General features: G+C 50.8%; 16 protein-coding genes and 1 tRNA gene. 10 read left to right on the forward strand and 7 right to left on the reverse strand.

Features of this window, described 5'->3' with window-relative positions; translation table 11 throughout:
• Positions 1 to 31 precede the first annotated feature (31 nt).
• The 6 genes from JQ822_RS03325 (at position 32) to JQ822_RS03350 (ending at position 7,291) form a co-directional block, all read left to right on the forward strand.
• A complete protein-coding gene (locus JQ822_RS03325; RefSeq protein WP_213132266.1) occupies positions 32 to 1,660 on the forward strand; it encodes an ABC transporter substrate-binding protein in 1,629 nt (542 codons plus the stop codon).
• 143 nt (positions 1,661 to 1,803) lie between these two features.
• A tRNA-Ser gene (locus JQ822_RS03330) sits at positions 1,804 to 1,891 on the forward strand.
• 523 nt (positions 1,892 to 2,414) lie between these two features.
• Positions 2,415 to 3,251: an alpha/beta fold hydrolase gene (locus tag JQ822_RS03335; RefSeq protein WP_213132961.1), complete on the forward strand. Its 837-nt coding sequence runs from the start codon at positions 2,415 to 2,417 to the stop codon at positions 3,249 to 3,251.
• A 213-nt stretch (positions 3,252 to 3,464) separates the two neighbouring features.
• Entirely contained in the window at positions 3,465 to 4,475 is a 1,011-nt protein-coding gene (locus JQ822_RS03340; protein ID WP_213132267.1) for a LacI family DNA-binding transcriptional regulator, read from the forward strand.
• A gap of 140 nt (positions 4,476 to 4,615) precedes the next feature.
• Complete coding sequence (nhaC, locus tag JQ822_RS03345; protein ID WP_213132268.1) at positions 4,616 to 6,067, forward strand: Na+/H+ antiporter NhaC; 1,452 nt, start codon at positions 4,616 to 4,618, stop codon at positions 6,065 to 6,067.
• A gap of 12 nt (positions 6,068 to 6,079) precedes the next feature.
• Positions 6,080 to 7,291 carry a MalY/PatB family protein gene (locus JQ822_RS03350; protein ID WP_213132269.1) on the forward strand — a complete coding sequence of 404 codons (1,212 nt, stop codon included), beginning with the start codon at positions 6,080 to 6,082 and terminating at the stop codon, positions 7,289 to 7,291.
• Positions 7,292 to 7,386: 95 nt separating this feature from the next.
• On the opposite strand, the gene JQ822_RS03355 is transcribed toward JQ822_RS03350, so the two are convergent.
• From JQ822_RS03355 to dsbA, 7 genes are all read right to left on the reverse strand, one after another.
• Positions 7,387 to 10,509, reverse strand: coding sequence for an efflux RND transporter permease subunit (locus JQ822_RS03355; protein ID WP_213132270.1), 3,123 nt, complete (start codon positions 10,507 to 10,509; stop codon positions 7,387 to 7,389).
• 28 nt (positions 10,510 to 10,537) lie between these two features.
• Complete coding sequence (locus JQ822_RS03360; protein ID WP_213132271.1) at positions 10,538 to 11,695, reverse strand: efflux RND transporter periplasmic adaptor subunit; 1,158 nt, start codon at positions 11,693 to 11,695, stop codon at positions 10,538 to 10,540.
• Between the two features lie 165 nt (positions 11,696 to 11,860).
• A complete protein-coding gene (locus tag JQ822_RS03365; RefSeq protein WP_213132272.1) occupies positions 11,861 to 12,427 on the reverse strand; it encodes a Slp family lipoprotein in 567 nt (188 codons plus the stop codon).
• Between the two features lie 228 nt (positions 12,428 to 12,655).
• A complete protein-coding gene (gene cbpM / locus JQ822_RS03370) occupies positions 12,656 to 12,961 on the reverse strand; it encodes a chaperone modulator CbpM (protein WP_213132273.1) in 306 nt (101 codons plus the stop codon).
• Positions 12,961 to 13,881: a curved DNA-binding protein gene (cbpA, locus tag JQ822_RS03375; RefSeq protein WP_213132274.1), complete on the reverse strand. Its 921-nt coding sequence runs from the start codon at positions 13,879 to 13,881 to the stop codon at positions 12,961 to 12,963. Before cbpA ends, cbpM begins: the two co-directional genes overlap by 1 nt.
• A 260-nt stretch (positions 13,882 to 14,141) precedes the next feature.
• Positions 14,142 to 14,474 carry an EmrE family multidrug efflux SMR transporter gene (locus JQ822_RS03380; protein WP_213132275.1) on the reverse strand — a complete coding sequence of 111 codons (333 nt, stop codon included), beginning with the start codon at positions 14,472 to 14,474 and terminating at the stop codon, positions 14,142 to 14,144.
• 165 nt (positions 14,475 to 14,639) lie between these two features.
• Positions 14,640 to 15,263, reverse strand: coding sequence for a thiol:disulfide interchange protein DsbA (gene dsbA, locus JQ822_RS03385; protein WP_213132276.1), 624 nt, complete (start codon positions 15,261 to 15,263; stop codon positions 14,640 to 14,642).
• A gap of 380 nt (positions 15,264 to 15,643) precedes the next feature.
• On the opposite strand from dsbA, the gene JQ822_RS03390 reads away from it, so the two are divergent.
• From JQ822_RS03390 to JQ822_RS03405, 4 genes are read left to right on the forward strand one after another with little or no spacing between them, the layout of a single operon-like run.
• Entirely contained in the window at positions 15,644 to 16,006 is a 363-nt protein-coding gene (locus JQ822_RS03390; protein WP_213132277.1) for a copper resistance protein, read from the forward strand.
• Positions 16,007 to 16,054: 48 nt separating this feature from the next.
• A complete protein-coding gene (locus JQ822_RS03395) occupies positions 16,055 to 17,935 on the forward strand; it encodes a protein-disulfide reductase DsbD family protein (protein ID WP_213132278.1) in 1,881 nt (626 codons plus the stop codon).
• Positions 17,932 to 18,555, forward strand: a complete 624-nt coding sequence (locus JQ822_RS03400) for a DsbA family protein (protein WP_213132279.1) — start codon at positions 17,932 to 17,934, stop codon at positions 18,553 to 18,555. Before JQ822_RS03395 ends, JQ822_RS03400 begins: the two co-directional genes overlap by 4 nt.
• Positions 18,545 to 19,051 carry a protein disulfide oxidoreductase gene (locus JQ822_RS03405; RefSeq protein WP_213132280.1) on the forward strand — a complete coding sequence of 169 codons (507 nt, stop codon included), beginning with the start codon at positions 18,545 to 18,547 and terminating at the stop codon, positions 19,049 to 19,051. Before JQ822_RS03400 ends, JQ822_RS03405 begins: the two co-directional genes overlap by 11 nt.
• Positions 19,052 to 19,161: the final 110 nt, after the last annotated feature.

Genomic DNA, 19,161 nt, shown 5'->3' on the forward strand with positions numbered 1-19,161 from the left:
CATCATAAAACAGAACAATAAGGTGCAGGGAATGACTCAACACAAATCGAAGGTATTTGCGTTTACGCTGTTGGCCGCCTGTGTGATATCGATAAACGACGCGGCATGGGCAGCTCATGTTCCCGCAGGAACAGCATTGGCTGAAAAGCAGGAGCTGGTGCGAAATAACGGTAGCGAACCAGCATCACTGGACCCGCATAAAGTCGAAAGCAACGTTGAGTTTAATTTAATCAGCGATATGTTCGACGGTCTGGTTGCCGTCAATCAGGATGGGTCTATTGAGCCCCGCCTGGCGGCATCCTGGGAGAATAAAGACAACACCGTCTGGACCTTTCATTTACGTCCGGGCATAACCTGGTCTGATGGTTCTGCGATTACCGCACAGGATGTTGTCTGGAGCTGGCAGCGTCTGGTTTCACCGCAAACGGCTTCACCGTATGCCTCCTACCTTGGCAACATGCACGTTGCGAACGCTGTCGATATTGCGCAAGGGGAAAAAAATCCTGCCGCGCTGGGGGTAAAAGCACTGAATGACACCACGCTGGAAATTACCCTGACGCAACCCACAGCGGCGTTCCTGGCTATGTTGGCGCATCCATCGCTGGTGCCGCTGGATAAAGTACTGATTGGTCGTTTTGGCGATAAGTGGACCCGACCAGAGCATTTTGTCAGTAGTGGGCCATACGAACTGTCACAGTGGGTGGTGAACGAGCGGATTGTCGCGGTGCGTAATGCGCACTACTGGGATAACGCGCGCACGGTCATCGATAAAGTCACTTACCTGCCCATCAGTTCAGAAGCGGCAGATATTAACCGCTACAAGGCCGGAGAAATCGATATTGTCTTTAGCGTGCCGGTGAATCAGTTCGCCCAGTTGAAAAAAACGATGGGCGATGAACTCCATGTCTCACCTCAGCTTTCGACTTATTACTATCAGTTCAATACAACCCGAGCGCCGTTTAATGATCCGCGCGTGCGCCGGGCGTTAAATATGGCGTTAGATAAAGACATCATTGCCCAAAAGGTGATGGGGCAGGGGCAACGCGCGGCGTGGGTTATCAGCCAGCCGGAAATAGGGGGAGTTCAACTGCATGCGCCGGACTATGCGTCGTGGCCGCTTGAAAAACGTATTGCTGAAGCGAAGAAACTGCTGGCTGAAGCCGGTTTTGGCCCTGAGCATCCTCTTTCATTCAATCTGCTCTACAACACCTTTGAAACGCATCAACGTATTGCGATTGCTGCATCATCAATGTGGAAGAAAAATCTGGGCGTAGAAGTGAAGCTGCAAAACCAGGAGTGGAAAACCATGCTGGACACCATGCACACCGGTAATTTTGACGTGGTGCGCTATGCGTGGATCGCCGACTATGATGATGCTTCGAGCTTTCTGAACATTTTCCGCACCGGTGATAGTGAGAACACTACCCACTACAGCAATCCCGCCTACGATGAAGCGATGAGTAACGCGGCGAAAGCAAGCTTACTGGATGAACGCGGGAAGTATTACCAGCAGGCGGAAACGCTTTTGGCCGAAGATGTACCGGCAATTCCTGTTTATCACTATGTTCGCACGCATCTGGTGAAGCCATGGGTGGGGGGATTTGCACCGGATAACCGGGGAAATTACTACACCAAAGATATGTTCATCAAAAAGCATTAAGCAGCAGAAGAGCATATTTGTGCTGAATAAACGGTCAATCTGTTGTTATTTCAGTCGATTAACAGCATTTTGACTGTTTTTCAGGCAAACGAACACTTTGGTGCTTTACAGGTCCGTTCGGGATGTTTATAGTGCGCCTCATTGGAAGCGTGGCCGAGCGGTTGAAGGCACCGGTCTTGAAAACCGGCGACCCGAAAGGGTTCTAGAGTTCGAATCTCTACGCTTCCGCCAAATTCGAAACCCCGAGCTATTAAGTAGCTCGGGGTTTTTCGTTTTATACGGCTTTAGTGGCGGCGTTTAACGTGTCTGGAGAACAAATTCAACGCGTTAATGCATCATTTCTCAGAGCACTGGCTCGCATTCGGGTCATTTTAACGCGGAATATCACACCATCCTCCGGCGTCCCGGCATGGCGTCTCGCCCTGAAGCAACCGTGCACCACTCCGATACTTCAAGCCTGGATTTACCGGGATAACATTTTTGCATTATTAAGTACATGCAATAACAATGTGGATTATATTTTTCAGATAAGTCGATGTTAGCTAATAACTATTTGTATTTAACGTTTTATTCAGTTTATACGTTATATATCCAGTAAAACCAAAATTAAAAAGTTTCTTATTTTTGCAACTATACTCACTAAGCCTTACGCAGGTTCATCCACGTTGATGTGTAACACGCCTGTAATACGTTGCGCGATCAACGCGGTATTCATGATCTTTGGCTGAAATATCCTCTCGAGGGAAATACAACTATGTCATTTGTAAAAACGAAAGATGGTGTGAACATTTTTTATAAAGACTGGGGGGCGAAAGATGCCCAACCTATCGTATTTCATCATGGCTGGCCGTTGAGTGCGGATGACTGGGATAACCAGATGTTATTCTTTCTTAATCAAGGTTATCGTGTTATCGCCATTGATCGTCGTGGCCATGGGCGCTCAGACCAGGTTAGCGAAGGTCATGACATGGACCACTATGCGGCAGATGTTTCTGCCGTTGTGGAACATCTGGATCTGCATAACGCCGTGCATGTCGGTCACTCCACAGGAGGAGGGCAGGTGGCAAGATATGTCGCCCAATACGGGCAGCCGCAAGGTCGTGTGGCGAAAGCCGTGCTTATCAGCGCGGTACCACCGCTGATGGTGAAGACTGATAATAATCCGGGGGGCACACCGCTCAGTGTTTTTGATGGATTCCGCCAGGCTCTTGCCGCGAATCGCGCGCAGTTTTATCTTGATGTGGCAACCGGACCATTTTACGGATTCAATCGGGAGGGGGCTGAGATATCAAATGGAACTATTCAAAACTGGTGGCGGCAGGGAATGATAGGGAGCGCAAAAGCACACTATGAGGGGATTAAAGCCTTTTCTGAAACCGACCAGACCGATGATTTAAAAGCCATTACGCTGCCCGTTTTGATCATGCAAGGTGATGATGATCAGGTTGTTCCTTATAAAAATGCCGCGCTTTTACAGGACAAATTGCTCGTTAACAGCATTCTGAAGATTTACCCAGGCTATCCGCATGGGATGCATACCACGCACGCCGAGGTGATTAATAACGATCTGTTGCAATTTATTCAGGCCTGAAAATATTCTGAAGTTGGGATGCGTTTTTACTCAACTTCAGAATAGAAATGATATGAGTTAAACGTATATTAATAAAGTAGACTGCTTGTTTATTTAACTAATGTTGGAATTAATTCGGGGTTTTGTTATATTAATCGAAGAAATTTGTTGGTGATATCTGCAAATAATAATTTCAGTAGTGAAATGAATAATATAAAAATTTAAGGAACTGAAATGGCGACAATAAAGGATGTTGCATTGCTGGCGAAAGTCTCAACAGCAACAGTCTCGCGTGTTATTAATCAAACTGCATGGGTTGAGCCAGTGACGCGTGAACGTGTTGAAAAGGCCATGCGCGAACTCAATTATCATCGTAATGCCGCCGCCATTGCGCTAGCGAAGCGAAGTGGTGACATGCTCGGATTATTGACGGGTAATCTTGCCGATCCCTTTTTTGCTCGCCTTGCGCGCGGTGCGGAGGAGGTCTCACGTAAAGAGCAATTTCGCCTGATGGTTTGCAGCGGTGGCCACGATGAAGGAATGGAGAAATCCGGGCTTGATTTTCTGATCAATCAAGGTTGTGAGGCTATTGTGGTTCATGCCAGTAGATTGTCCGAAAAGGAACTGTTGCGTTACGCCGCCCATTTCCCTGCCATGGTGGTCGTGAACCGCTATATTGCCGGGATGGCCAATCGTTGCGTATGGCTGGAAAACAGCCAGGCGTCGAAAACGGCCACGCTTCATTTGCTGGAGCAAGGGCACCGGTGTATCGCCTGCGTAACTACTGATTTACCGATTATCGATCGTCGCGAGCGACTGGAAGGGTATCGTCAGGCATTGACTGAATATGGCATTACGCCGGATAAAAGCTGGGTGATTAGCGTACCTTTTAACGAAGAAGGTGGGGAGCGCGCAGCGCACCAGCTTCTTAACTGTGACATTCCTTTCACCGCAGCGGTGACGTTTAACGATGTGATGGCGGCCGGTATCATGCGCATCCTTCATCAGCAGGGGATTAATCTGCCACAGAAGCTCTCTATCGTTGGGTTTGACGATGTAGTGATGGCCCGTTATCTCTACCCGGCGCTGACAACCATGCACTATCCGGTTGAGCGAATGGCACGCTGCGCTTCGCAACTGGCAATACAACTTTTTAAGGGGGTAACCCCGCAGCCCGGTATGAACAAGTTTATGGCTGAACTGGTGATCCGCGATTCCGTTCTCCCTCCCCAGGTCTCTGAGTAAGCCGTCAAGGGTATCAACTGTGATCTGGCTCAAATTATGTTGTCTCATGTAATCGCTTACATGGTGACGAACAGGCGATCACATTCAGGTAAAGGGTGTTCATCTACTCTTGAGCGACTCTACAGACAGGAGATCCATTTATGAATGCCTCTCACAATCAGAAAAAAATACTCTCATTTGGTTTAGCCGTGATCCCCATTGCCGCCATGCTACTGCTGCTGATCGTTGGCTACGGCATCATGGGGCTACGCATTGAACCCTTGTTGCTCTGTTCTGCCGCGGTAGCCGCTGGTATTGCGTGGTGGCAGGGATATACCTGGGAAGACATTATCAGTTCGGTGGTGGATAAACTCGCCAAAGCGATGCCGGTCATCATGATTTTGATCTGCGTTGGTGCGCTCATCGGTACCTGGATGTTCAGTGGAACCATACCGTACATGGTGTATTGGGGGCTCAAATTAATCAGCCCTGAATACATTCTTATCGCCGCATTCTTTTTGACCAGCGTGGTGTCCGTATGTACCGGAACATCATGGGGTTCGGCAGGAACAGTGGGTGTTGCGCTCATGGGCGTAGCCTCTGGGCTGGACGTCCCCCTGGCGGCGGCTGCCGGTGCGGTGGTTTCTGGCGCCTACTTTGGCGATAAAATATCGCCACTGTCTGATTCCACCAACTTTGCGGCGATTGTGGCGGAGACGACGCTGTTCGAACACATTCAGCATTTATTGTGGACAACCATCCCCAGCTTCCTGCTGGCCGCTGTGGTGTATCTGATTGCAGGCCATAGCAGTATGCTCGGCGATGTTGCCACACCACAGCGCGTCACGGATATTGTTAACGCCCTGGAGTCGCTGTATCACTTTAATATCATTCTGATTTTGCCGCCCGTGATTGTGCTGTGGGGGGCTATTCGCAAAAAACCGGTGATTCCTCTAATGCTGAGTGCATGCGTGCTGGCCCTGATTCTGGGTGTCGTGTTGCAGGGACTCAGTCTCAAGCAAGGCCTGGATGCGTTTATTGATGGATTCAATATCAATATGTTCCCTGTGGGAAGTGAAGGGATTATTGCGGATGTTCCACGCTTACTGAACCGCGGTGGCATGTTCTCAATGATGAGCACCATCCTTCTTGTTTTTTGTGCGTTTTCTTTTGCCGGTGCCTTAACGTTAACCGGTGCACTCAGCATTATTATCAACCGTTTACTGACGATTATTCACAGTGTCGGTCAGTTAATCGCCGCGACCATTGCAACCACGATTCTGGTTACCGGTGCCACCAGCGACGGCAAACTGGCGCTGCTGGTCCCCGCTGAACTGTTTAAAGATGCCTACCGGCGCATGGGGCTGGATACCAAAAATCTGTCAAGGACGATAGAAGATGCGGGCACCGTTATTGAACCCTTGTTGCCGTGGACCGCTGCCGGGGTCTATATGGCAACGACGCTGGGAGTGAGTACGCTGGATTTACTGCCCTGGGCTGTCCAGTGCTATTCAGCCATCTTTTTTGCCTTAATTTATGGTTTCACTGGAATGGGTATTGCCAGGCTATCCCCGATGCCTGGAAAAGAACAGACGACTGCGGCTACAGAATAGGAAAGGATGACCATGGATTTTAATAAGATTATCGATCGCCATAATACAGGCTCTCTGAAATGGGATTTTATGGCACGCTATTTTGGTAAGGAGACAAATGAACTGTTGCCGATGTGGGTGTCTGATTTTGACTTTGCCTGCCCCGATGCCGTGCAGCAGGCTTTAGCACAACGTATCGAACACGGTATTTTCGGCTACAGTGAACGCCCGCAAACGTACTATGACTCCCTCATTTCATGGTTCGCGACACGGCATCAACTGGACCTGAAGCAAGAATGGATCTGCAGCATTGAAGGTGTGGTTCCAGGGCTATCTTTACTGGTACAAATGCTGAGCCATCCTGGGGAAGGGGTGGTGGTTCAGGGACCTTATTACGGATCGTTCTCCAAAATAATATCTCTTAATGGCCGACGGTTGCTGGAAAATCCGTTATATGAAGATCCCAAAACGGGTTACAAAATGGATCTCATCCACCTTGAACGGTTATTTCGGACTGAACGTCCACCTTTGATGATCCTATGTAATCCTCATAATCCAACCGGCCGTTGTTGGTCAGCGCAGGAATTGGAACAACTGCTCCTGTTGTGTGAGGCCTATGATGTCACGGTGCTGTCGGATGAAATATGGGCCGATTTGTTACTGCCAGGCGAGCGCTTTACCTCGGTTTTGCATCTGGGAGAGCGCTGGCATTCGCGGGTTATATCCGCGACGTCTGCCAGTAAAACGTTCGGTTTATCGACATTGCGCGTTGCCAACTTTCTCATTCCGTCCCCGGCATTGCGTGAGCAATTGTTACGCCGTCTGGATGCGCATGGACTGGATGTCTTTAATGCGCTTTCTATCGAAGCAAGCACCGCAGCATGGCAACATGGAGCGCCCTGGCTGGACGAATTACTGGATTATCTGGCAGATAACCGCCGATGGTTTATTAAACAGGTTGATGAATATCTCCCGTGGGCTCGAATTGTCCCTGCCCAGGGAACGTATCTGCTGTGGATAGATTGCAAGGCACTGGGGCTGGATGATGAACAACTGAAATGGGTTATGGTTGATGTTGCCGGTATTGCACCTTCAATGGGAAATAGCTTTGGTCAGGCTGGCAATGGTTTCATCCGCCTGAACCTGGGATGTCCACGCGCATACCTCGAAAAAGCGCTGGAGGGAATGAAACGTATTGCATTTAAATCTGCAAATAACGTTCGCTCCATCGGCGAGCTTAAATAAAAAAGTTTTACCCTGCATGAATCCTTGCCGGCTTACTTAAAAAGCCGGCTGTCATTATATGAAAACGCATCTGTTGAGATGCGTTTTCGCAGGTATTAACCGCGTGGTGTTTTAAACCGGGCTAACGTGTTTTCGACGAGCACAAAGAAGACCGGGACGAAATAAATCGCCAGCACGGTCGCGGCCAGCATCCCCCCGATTACGCCGGTCCCTACCGCATTTTGCGCACCTGAACCCGCGCCGTTGCTTATTGCCAGTGGAATCACCCCCAAAATGAAGGCCAGTGACGTCATCAGAATAGGGCGTAAGCGCATTTTCGCTGCTTCCACTGCGGCTTCAAGCGGTGTTTTTCCTTCTTTTTGCATAATCTCGACGGCAAACTCCACGATCAGGATGGCGTTTTTAGCCGACAGACCCATCGTGGTGAGCAGGCCGACCTGGAAATAAACATCATTACTCAAACCACGCAGGTCGGTAGCCAGCAACGCACCGGCGATGCCAATTGGCACCACGAGCATCACTGAAAAAGGAATGGACCAGCTTTCATACAAGGCTGCCAGTGCAAGAAATACCACCACAAGCGAAATGGCATACAGCATGGGCGCCTGGTTTGTGGATAACGCCTCCTGATAAGACAGACCCGTCCATGCGTAACCGACGCCGGCAGGCAGTTTGTTCATCAGGGATGCCATAAAGTTCATCGCATCACCGCTGCTTTTTCCGGCAACCGGCTGCCCTAAAATTTCCATTGAAGGTTGCCCGTTGTAGCGTTCAAGGCGGGGGGAACCATAGGTCCATTCGGTCGTTGAGTAGGCCGAAAGCGGGGTCATGGAACCGGAGGCGTTACGCACGTACCAATGGTTTATATTGCCAGGCAACATGCGGAACGGGGTATCGGCCTGAACATACACTTTTTTAACGCGTCCCTGGTTAAGGAAATCATTGACATAACGACTACCAAACGCCGTGGAGAGGGTCTGATTAATGTCCGAGAGTGAAACTCCCATGGCTTCAGCTTTTTTTGCGTCGACATTAACATGAAACATCGGCGTGTCTTCCAGCCCGTTAGGACGCACCCCGGCAACCTCACCGGATGACTGACTGGCCAGTGCCAGGAGCTGGTTGCGGGCCTGCATCATCTTTTTGTGCCCAAGATTACCGTTATCCAGTAGCTCCATATCAAACCCTGAAGCGGTTCCCAGTTCTGCTACGGCGGGCAAATTGAACGGATAAATCACGGCGTTATTGATGGCGCTTAAGGCCACCATTGCCCGCTGAATAATGGCGGTAACCGCGTTTTCTTCCCCAACACGCTCAGACCATGGCTTCAGGCTGATAAATGCCAGACCGTTGTTTTGCCCCTGACCGCTGAAACCAAATCCGCCAACGGTAAAAACAGACGCGACGTTTTTCTGTTCTTTCGTCAGATAGTAATCCGTGATTTCGCCCAGAACCTTGCTGGTATTCACCATCGTTGAACCCGAAGGTAATTGCGCTGTGGTCATGAATACACCCTGATCTTCTTCCGGCAAAAAGGAGGTTGGGGTGCGTAAAAACAAGATAATCATGCCCGCCCCGATAACCAAATAGATGACCATGTAACGGCCTGTGCAACGTAAGAGTTTACGCGTGCTATCCGTGTAGTGCCGGGTGCACTTCTCCATGAAATGATTGAAACGGGTGAACAGGAAATGTGTTTTTGCGTTATCGCCCTCAGGCGCTGCTTTTAATAGCGTTGCACAAAGTGCGGGCGTCAGGCTCATCGCCACGAACACCGACAATGTCATAGCGGATATCAACGTGATGGAAAACTGACGGAAGATTTCACCTGTCGCGCCGCTCATAAAGGCCATTGGCATAAATACGGCGGATAACACCACGGCAATACCGACCAGCGCTCTTTGCAACTGGCCCATGGCTTTATGCGCCGCCGCTTTTGGGGACAATTTTTCCTCGCAGATAATACGTTCAACGTTTTCGACCACCACGATGGCATCATCGACTAAAAGTCCTATCGCCAGCACCATGCCAAACATCGTGAGGGTATTAATCGTAAAACCTGCGACCGACAGAATTGAAAATGTTCCGAGGATAACAACGGGAACTGCGATTGTAGGGATAAGCGTCGCGCGGAAATTTTGCAGAAAAAGGTACATGACGAGGAATACCAGAATGATTGCCTCGAGCAATGTCTGAAAAACACCCTGAATTGAAATCTCGATAAACGGGGTGGTGTCATAGGGATAAACGGTTTTCATGCTGGCAGGAAACCAGGTCGATAATCTGTCCAGCTCTTGTTTGACTGCCCGGGATGTTTCCAGCGCATTCGCGCCAGCGGCAAGCTTAATCGCAATCCCGGCGGCGGGTTTGCCGTTATACCGGGCGACCGTAGAGTAATTTTCCGCCCCCAGCTCAATTCGCGCGACGTCCCGCAGCAGAACCTGAGAACCATCTTGCTGGACTTTCAGGAAGATTTTGCCAAACTCATCGCTACTTTGCAGGCGAGTCTGAACAACAATTGACGCATTCAACTGCTGATCTGCCGACTGAGGCATGCCGCCCAGCTGTCCACCTGATATCTGATTATTTTGTATCTTGATTTGCGAAATAACGTCCTGCGGCGTGAGACTGTATTTGTTGAGTTTTTGCGGATCCAGCCAGATGCGCATGGCGTATTGCGAACCGAATAATTGCACGCTCCCCACCCCGGCAGTACGGCTAAGAGGATCTTTAATATTCGAGGCAACATAGTCGGCAATATCATATTGGCTCAGGCTGTTATTATCCGAGATAAAGCCAGCAACCATTAAGATATTGCTACTGGATTTATCAACACTGACCCCTTGTTGCTGAACCTCCTGCGGCAAAGAGGGCATCGCCAACTGCAATTTATTCTGCACCTGAACCTGAGCGATATCGGGTGATGTGCCGCTCTTAAAGGTCAGAATAATGGCTGCATTGCCTGCAGCATCGCTGGTGGATGACATGTACATCAGGCCATCAAGACCATTCATATTCTGCTCAATCACCTGAGTGACGGAATCTTCTACGGTCTTTGCATCTGCGCCTGGATAGGCGGCGTTGATAGTAATCGTCGGGGGCGCTATTTGCGGGTATTGGGCGATCGGCAGATTCATGATAGCGATCCCCCCGGTAAACATCAGAATAATCGCGAGCACCCATGCGAAAACCGGGCGCTCAATAAAAAAGTTGGCCATGAAGAGGATGTCCTTAATGCCTGGAATATTACTGTTTGGTTACGGTGTCAGGGGTATTTGGGTGCGAAGAGAGAACCCTGGCTTTTATTCCCGGACGGATCCGTTGTAATCCGGAAACAATAACCCGGTCGCCGGGGCGTAATCCGTGGGTCACTAGCCATTGGTTACCTACGGCCTGCACAGCGTTTATTTCGCGCAGTTGCACCACGTTTTCCTGGTCAAGGATCAGCGCGGTGGCTTTTCCCTGCTCGTTATGGGTAACTCCTTGTTGAGGAACCATTAAAACGTCCTGCTGGCTACCTTCATCCAACAGAGCCGTAACATACATTCCGGGTAAAATTTCACCGTCAGGATTAGGGAAAATGGCGCGCAGAGTCACGGAACCGGTGACTTCATCGACGGCGGGGTCGGAAAACTGAAGTGTACCGGTATAGCGGTAGGGTTTGCCGTTATCCAGCATCAGCTCAACTGGAATCTGGCCTTTTTGCTGGGCAATTTTTCCGCTGGATTTCTCTTCTTTCAGGCGTAAGAAGTCCTGCACGGACTGCGTTAAATCAACATAAATTGGGTCCAACTGCTGAACGGTGACCAGTGCATTTTCCTGATCCGCGGTGACCAGTGCACCAACGGTAACGGAGGATGTGCCGCTGATGCCATCAATAGGCGAGGTGACATTGGCATAATGAAGGTTAATCGTGGCCTGCTCGACGTCCGCTCTGGCGACGGCAACGTTAGCTTCAGCCTCATTAAGCTGAGAACGCGTGGTATCATAATCCTGGCGGCTGACGTAATTGGATTTTAATAAGGCTGACTGGCGCTGTAATGTTAAACGCACATTATTGGCGGTGGACAACGCTTTTGCCAGAGAGCCTTTGGCAGCGTCGAGTTTCGCTTGCAAAGGGGCGGGATCAATTTGGTAGAGAGACTCTCCTTTGCTGACTTTATCTCCCTCAATAAAATTTCGCTTAATAATTATACCACTGACCTGAGGTCTGATTTCAGCAATTTCGAACGAAACAGCTCTGCCCGGAAGCTCACTTTTAATATTTACGGAGGAGGGGGGCAGGGTAATCACGCCGACCTCGGGTTCCCTGATGGTGGTATTTTCTGAGGATTTATTATCACATGCAGTGATGATTGCAGCGCTAAAAAGTAACGGTATCAACAGTAAGTATTTTCTGTTCATAGTAATCTCTGAATAATTTGTACGTGCATATTTTTTTGTTTTGCATGAACGGGCAGGATGTCAACGATAAATAATATGAGGCGGTCAGGCATGAGAATGATAAAGCCTATTTATTTGGCAAAGAATTGGGGTGGCGAAATATAATTTCGCCATCCTGCAACTGGATTATTTCACTAGCTCCGGTGTGACTTGAGTGACGGTGTTGGCGTAGTACGGTGCGCCCCACATGGGTTCAGGCCAGAATGCGCCATAGCCGTAATCCCACATGCTATAGGTTGCGCTGACCGACTCCGTTAAATGCCAAATCTGAATACCTTGTAAGTCAACTTTAACGAAGTCGTACGGGATTTTATTGATGAACCCCGGTTCATCTCCCTGGATTATCCCTAAAATGGTGACGTAGTGGTTCCTGTAATTAACCGGATCCAGAAAGCCTTTTTGACTGGCGAGAATACGACCCTGATAGCTCGCATCTATTTGTGGTTTGGCATAACTGTTCAGCGGGAGAACCGCTATTTCCAGTAAAGAGTCATTTTTTGTGTTGATCACATTGATGATTTTGCCACCAAATCGCGCCTGCTGACCTTTATATAATCCGGGTTGGTTATGGACGGAGATAAAATCTTTTTGTATATCTGGTTGATTATTTCCTTTTATATTTTCCGGAATGGAAGCACACGCTGACAGGACGAATGTAAGGGCAAGAATCATTACGCCTTTTATTTTGTTCATTTTACTTTCCTGCTAAAAAAGACAGGTCTATAGTAAACTTTTGCTCATTATTGTCATCAAGTGCGCGGCTGATTATCTAAAAGTAATATAATTATGGCTCATGGTTATAGACGGCTTCTGGTGTACAAAATTAATCACGACTGACGAAGACAATGAGGGTAAGCACTGAATCCGTCGCTTACCCGTTGTATTTAACGTTATCAATTGAGGCGTTAATCTTCAACCGCATTACGAATGTGCGACAAAGCGCGACAAACGCTGTCGCAGCAGACGGTTTTCCTGACGCAGCTGCGCGTTCTCTTCCAGTAACGTCAGCGCAACGGCAATTCCTGGCCAGTCAAGCGCCAGTTCCTGACGTAAACGCATAGCCCGCCGTACCGTGGTTAACGCGCGATCGTCAAACAGCCAGTCGGCGCGCTCATCTTCACCCGGTTCAATCATCCCCAGCCCGACAATTTCAGTCAGTTCTTCGGCGGAAACACCGGTATGCAGGCAAAACTCGGTAATGGTAAAGGTGACAGTAATGTTAGCCATTATGCTTTCCCCCACTCTTTGCGTGGATCAAAGGTTTTCTGAGCGTCCGCCAGCTGTTGCCACAATGCGGCGCTGTTGTCGTCAGGTTTGGGTGGCATCACAATTTTGATCACTGCGTACAGGTCGCCGGTCTGTTTTTTGCTCACCAGCCCCTTGCCCTTGATGCGTAATCGCTGTCCGGCCTGGCTGCCGGGGGGGATCGTCAGCAGGATGCTCTCTGTTAGCGTTGGCACGGTGACTTTAGCGCCCAGAGCGGCTTCCCATGGGGCCAGAGGCACGACAATTTCCAGATCCTGATTGACGATATCGAACAGGGGATGCGGTGCGATATGAATCACCAGCCACAAATCACCGTTCGGGCCGCCGTTCTCGCCGGGTGTGCCCTGGCCTTTCAGCCTGATGCGCTGACCGTTGCCTACGCCGGCCGGAATTTTCACGTTCAGCGTTTTCGGGATTTCCCGTTCTACAAAGCCAAACGCATTGTATACCGGTAGGTTGTAACTGATGGTGCGCCTATGCTCAGCAAGGGTTTCTTCGAGGAACACTGCCACCTCGATTTCGATATCGTGTCCACGACTGGCGTGGTGCTGTTGTGACTGGCGAGCGCGCTGACCAAAAATAGAGGAAAAGATATCGTCAAAATCCTCGGCGCTGTAGCTCTGACCTTCTCCTTGCTGGAACTGGCGGTTGAACTGTGGATCGTTGCGGTGTTGCCACAACTGATCATATTCAGCCCGCCGCTGTTCATCGCTTAAGACTTCCCAGGCTTCTGCGACCTCTTTAAAACGCGCTTCGGCGTCGGTTTCTTTGCTGACGTCAGGATGGTATTTGCGGGCGAGCCGACGATAGGCGGTCTTGATGGTCTTGAGATCGTCCGTCGGTTTCACGCCCATGATGGCGTAATAATCCTTTAATTCCATAGTGTTATCTCGTGTGAATCAACCCATGAAGAAGGATACCCCTCGGGAAAGGCATCACCGTTAAGTTTAGGGTAATCCTGAAAAGTGCGAATGCCAACTATGAAAGGGAGCGAGGGGGGAGCATGTTTATCGTGCAGACGATATGTGTCTGATTACGGAGTGAGTCAAGCAATGTCCGCTTCTGGCTCCAGGCAGCTCGCCTGGAGAACGGTCAGTTCCGCTATGAGCTGTGAGTTCAACGGGTCGACGCAACGCTATCCTTAGTGTAGGGAGGATTTTGAAAAAATATTAATAACCAGAACCCCAGCACAAATAAGGAGCATGCCCGCGATCGCCGGGAAATCAAGCTTTTGCCCACTAACCAACCAACCCAAAAGGCTGATTAATACGATTCCAGCACCTGACCAAATTGCGTACGCAATACCCGTTGGAATGGTCGATAGCGTCTGGGCAAGAAGATAAAAAGCAGTGCAGTAGCACACGATGGTTGCTACAGATGGCCATAGGCGTGTAAATCCGTCAGAGAACTTCATCAGGGTTGTACCTATGACTTCAGCTACAATGGCCCCAGCAAGGAATACGTATGAATTCAAAATCTGACCCCATGTGACAATCTAAAGCAACTATCGTATCACAAAGGGTTAGGTGAGTTTGAACACAACACAAACGACTTTAGTTCAGTACTGAAATGCCAGATGTTGCACCACCAACAGTACCAGACGGTTTCTGTTGTGTGGTGCGCTTTGCAATATTAATAATCAGGGTTTGCTAATAAGAAAGCGGACCGTCTCCGCGTAGTTCTGGACAAAGGCATTGACGTTTTCGGAATTTAATCCTTTTGGGTTAATCATATATTTGCCGTTGATAAAGATAGCCGGCACGCCTTTCAAATCGACAGCTTTAGCCAATTCTTGTTGTTTGGCGGTCAGTGATTTCACTGCAAAGCTATTCCACGCGGCGTCATAATCACTGGCACTCACGCCTGCCTGGATAAACACATTGCGGATATCCGCAGCGGTATTAATGGACTGCTTCTTCTGAACGGCGTCAAAAAGTAAAGGCTTAACCTTATCTTCCACATTTAACAGCATGGCGACTGACCAGGCGCGCGTCATGTCCGCCCCCAGCGGGCCTAAAAAGTCGACGTGATACTCGGTGAGTTTTACCTCTGCAGGCAATGCTTTTTTCACGTTATCAGTGACTTCCAGAACTTCATCGTACTGATAGCAAGAAGGGCAGTAAAATGAGAAAAACTTCAACGCAGCAGGGGCTGACGGTACGACTTTTTCAAGCGTGATAAATTCTTTTCCATCGGTAAATGTTGCTGCCTGAGCGCTCATGGTAAACAGCAATCCGATAAGCGGGAGTAAATATTTTTTCATCTTCATGTACTCTAAATAACATATTATAAACAAACTGTGTTTATAATGAACGCGATGTCCATTACGCCGGTATTATAATAAAGTATTCATTTTTAAATGTGCTGCCCCTTACTTTGATTTACACAGATGTACCTTGTTAATCACGATTTAAAATATTTTTTTGGAATTTCCATGGCTATTCATCGAGAATACTGAAAGATAACTATCGTTATATTTTCTTGTCTGTTTTATTGGTGTGTTAATATTTTTGATAGAAATGATTCTTTGTCGTTTCACGCTCGCGCGGCGATGAGCGGCCTGCACCGACATAACTTTACAGCGTAAAGGTTGCCAAAAACTCGTCAGTAGCTAAGATAACCGCGTCAATCAGTGAGGGTTAAATGGCAAAACGTCAACGGATGGGATGGTGGTTCCTGTGCCTGGCATGTGTCGTGGTGATGGTATGCACCGCGCAGCGCATGGCGGGTCTGCACGCGTTGCAGATGAACACGCCTGCCGCTACCGTTGTTGCCAGCGCGCAAACCGAGGCTGATGACGCCTCACCCGTTACCCCTTGTGAACTTAGCGCGAAGTCATTGCTGGCTTCGCCGCCGGTGCTGTTTGAAGGTGCCATTCTGGTGCTTTGCCTGCTCTTGTCGCTACTGGCGCCGGTGCGGGCTGTTCGTCTGCCGTTTTTCCCACCGCGAGCTATCTCGCCACCCACGCTTCGGGTTCATCTCAGGTTTTGCGTCTTCCGTGAATGACAGTGCAGCCGTTGCTGACTGTTAGATAATTATTCACGGAGAAAAAATATGATGACTGTTTTCAGGCAGGCGCTGCTCTGTCTGTTATTGCTATGGCTGCCCGTGTCCTGGGCCGCTGAAATCGGCTGGCTGCGCTCACCCGATAACGACCACGCCAGCGTGCGGCTACGTGCTGATACGTCTGCGGACGGTGAAACCCGGCTGCTGCTGGATGTCAAACTGGAGGATGGCTGGAAAACCTACTGGCGTTCACCGGGCGAGGGTGGGGTCGCACCGTCTATCGCCTGGAAGGACGCAATGCCAACCGTGGACTGGTTCTGGCCCACGCCTGCGCGCTTTGAGGTCGCCGGTATTACCACCCAGGGATATCACGATAAAGTGACGTTCCCGATAGTGGTGCGCGGGACGCCACCGGCTGCACTGAGCGGCGTATTGACACTTTCGACGTGTAGTAACGTCTGCTTGTTAACGGATTATCCCTTTTCCGTGACGCCTTCCACCCAGGACCCAGCCTTTGCCCATGACTATGCCCAGGCGATGGGGCAGATCCCGCTTGCCGGTGGCCTGACGGATTCTCTGCGCGCTGGTGCGCGCGCCGGAGAACTGGTTGTTGAGGCTCAGCGCACAGGGGGCTGGTCTGAGCCTGGGCTGTATCTGGATGCCGTAGATGAGGCGGACTTTGGCATGCCGAAAATTCGCGTGGAGGGTGAAACACTCCGGGCAACGATCCCGGTGCATGACAGTTGGGGAGAGGGCGCACCGGATCTGCGCGGTAAGCCGATCACGCTGGTGTTGGCAGATAGCGGCGTTGCCCAGGAAAGCCGTCTTGTCATTGGTGACGCCCTGGTAGCGGAAAATACGGCGCTGCCTCTATGGCAGGTGGTGTTGATGGCGCTGCTGGGGGGGCTTATCCTCAACCTGATGCCCTGCGTGCTGCCAGTGCTCGGGATGAAGCTGGGCTCAATTTTACTCGTCGAGGAGAAAAGCCGTCGTCAGGTTCGCCGCCAGTTTCTTGCCTCGGTGGTCGGAATATGGGCCTCCTTTATGGCGCTGGCCGCGCTGATGACGGTGCTGCGGATGACCAATCAGGCGCTCGGCTGGGGGATCCAGTTCCAGAGCCCGTGGTTTATCGGCGTGATGGTACTGGTGATGCTGGTCTTCAGCGCCAGCCTGTTCGGGCTGTTCGAATTCCGTTTGCCTTCAACGGTGAGCACCACATTGGCGACCCACGGCGGCAACGGTCTGGCCGGACATTTCTGGCAGGGCGCGTTTGCGACGCTGCTGGCCACGCCGTGCAGTGCGCCGTTTCTGGGGACGGCGGTGGCGGTGGCGTTAACCGCTTCGCTGCCGACGCTGTGGGGACTGTTTCTGGCGCTTGGGCTGGGAATGAGCTTGCCGTGGCTGCTGGTGGCGTTGCGTCCCGGTCTGGCGCTGTGCTTACCGCGCCCGGGACGCTGGATGAATATCCTGCGGCGTCTTCTCGGGGTGATGATGCTGGGTTCAGCCATCTGGCTGGCAACGTTGCTGCTCCCGCATCTGGGCTTCGCAAGCCAAAGCTCCGCCAAAGAGAGCATCAACTGGCAGCCGCTGAGCGAGCAGGCCATCACCGACGCGCTCGCCCAGCATAAGCGTGTTTTCATCGATGTCACCGCTGACTGGTGTATTACCTGCAAGGTAAATAAATACAACGTCTTGCATAAAGAGGACGTGCAGGCCGCTTTGCGACAGCCGGATGTGGTGGCGCTGCGCGGTGACTGGACGCTGCCCTCTGAAACCATCACCGAATTTCTGAAAAAACGCGGCCAGGTTGCTGTGCCGTTTAACCAAATTTATGGCCCCGGTCTGCCGGACGGTCAGGCGTTGCCGACGCTGTTAACCCGTGATGCGGTGTTAAACACTCTGGCAGAAGCCAAAGGAGTGAATCCATGAAAATTCTGATTGTTCTGTTGTTATCTCTGTTTTCTACCGTCAGCGTGGCGAAAGAGCCAGCGCCGTTTACCCCCGAGCAGGAAAAGCAAATTGAGGCGTTAATTCAGGAAGCCCTGTTCAACGATCCTGACAGCCCGCGCATTGGGGCGAAGCAGGCAAAACTGACGCTGATTAATTTTACCGATTACAACTGCCCGTACTGTAAGCAACTGGATCCGATGCTGGAAAAAATTGTGCAGAAATATCCCGATGTGGCGGTGGTGATTAAACCACTGCCGTTTAAAGGTGAAAGTTCGGTGCTGTCGGCGCGTACCGCGCTGATGACCTGGCGCGAGCACCCGCAGCAGTTCCTGGCGCTGCATGAAAAACTGATGCAGAAAAGGGGCTACCATACTGCCGTCAGCATCAAACAGGCGCAGGAAAAATCGGCGGCGACCCCGGTTACGCTGGATGACAAAAGTATGGAAACGCTGAGTACAAACATGCAACTGGCACGACTGGTGGGCGTGCGCGGTACGCCTGCCACGATCATCGGCGATGAACTTATTCCCGGCGCCGTACCGTGGGAAACGCTGGAAGCGGTTGTCAAAGAAAAGCTGGCGGCTGCTAATGCTCAGTAAACTGCGCCGCTGGCTGCGCGAAGGACTCATCTTGCTGGCGCTGCTTGTGGGTGCCATGCTGCTGATGGACGCCTGGCGAGCGCCCCAGCCCCCCACATCTTTTGACAGTACGCCTTTGCAGACGCTGGATGGCGAAACCGTCACTCTGGCGGCGCTGAGCCAGGACAAGCCCGTGCTGCTCTATTTCTGGGCCAGCTGGTGCGGTGTTTGTCGCTTCACGACGCCGGAAGTCGCCAGATTACAGCGGGAAGGGGAAAACGTGATGACCATTGCGCTGCGCTCCGGCAGTGAGGCGCAGGTGTCTCGCTGGCTGGCGCGTAAGGGTGTGGAATTCCCGGTCATTAATGACGCTGATGGCGCACTCTCCCGCAGTTGGGAGATTAGCGTCACGCCGACGCTGGTGGTGATGTCACAAGGTCGCGTGGTGTCCACGACCAGCGGCTGGACCAGCTACTGGGGCATGAAACTGCGGCTGTGGTGGGCAAAAACGTTCTGAATATCGTGCCGGGGAAACCCGGCATTTTTTATGGCATTTCCGGTGGAGCGGGAGGGCACAGTTCGCTGCCCGACGAAGCAAACGCCGCGATTCACATCCAAAATAGGTCA

This window comes from Citrobacter sp. FP75 (assembly GCF_018342065.1).
GTDB lineage: Bacteria > Pseudomonadota > Gammaproteobacteria > Enterobacterales > Enterobacteriaceae > Citrobacter.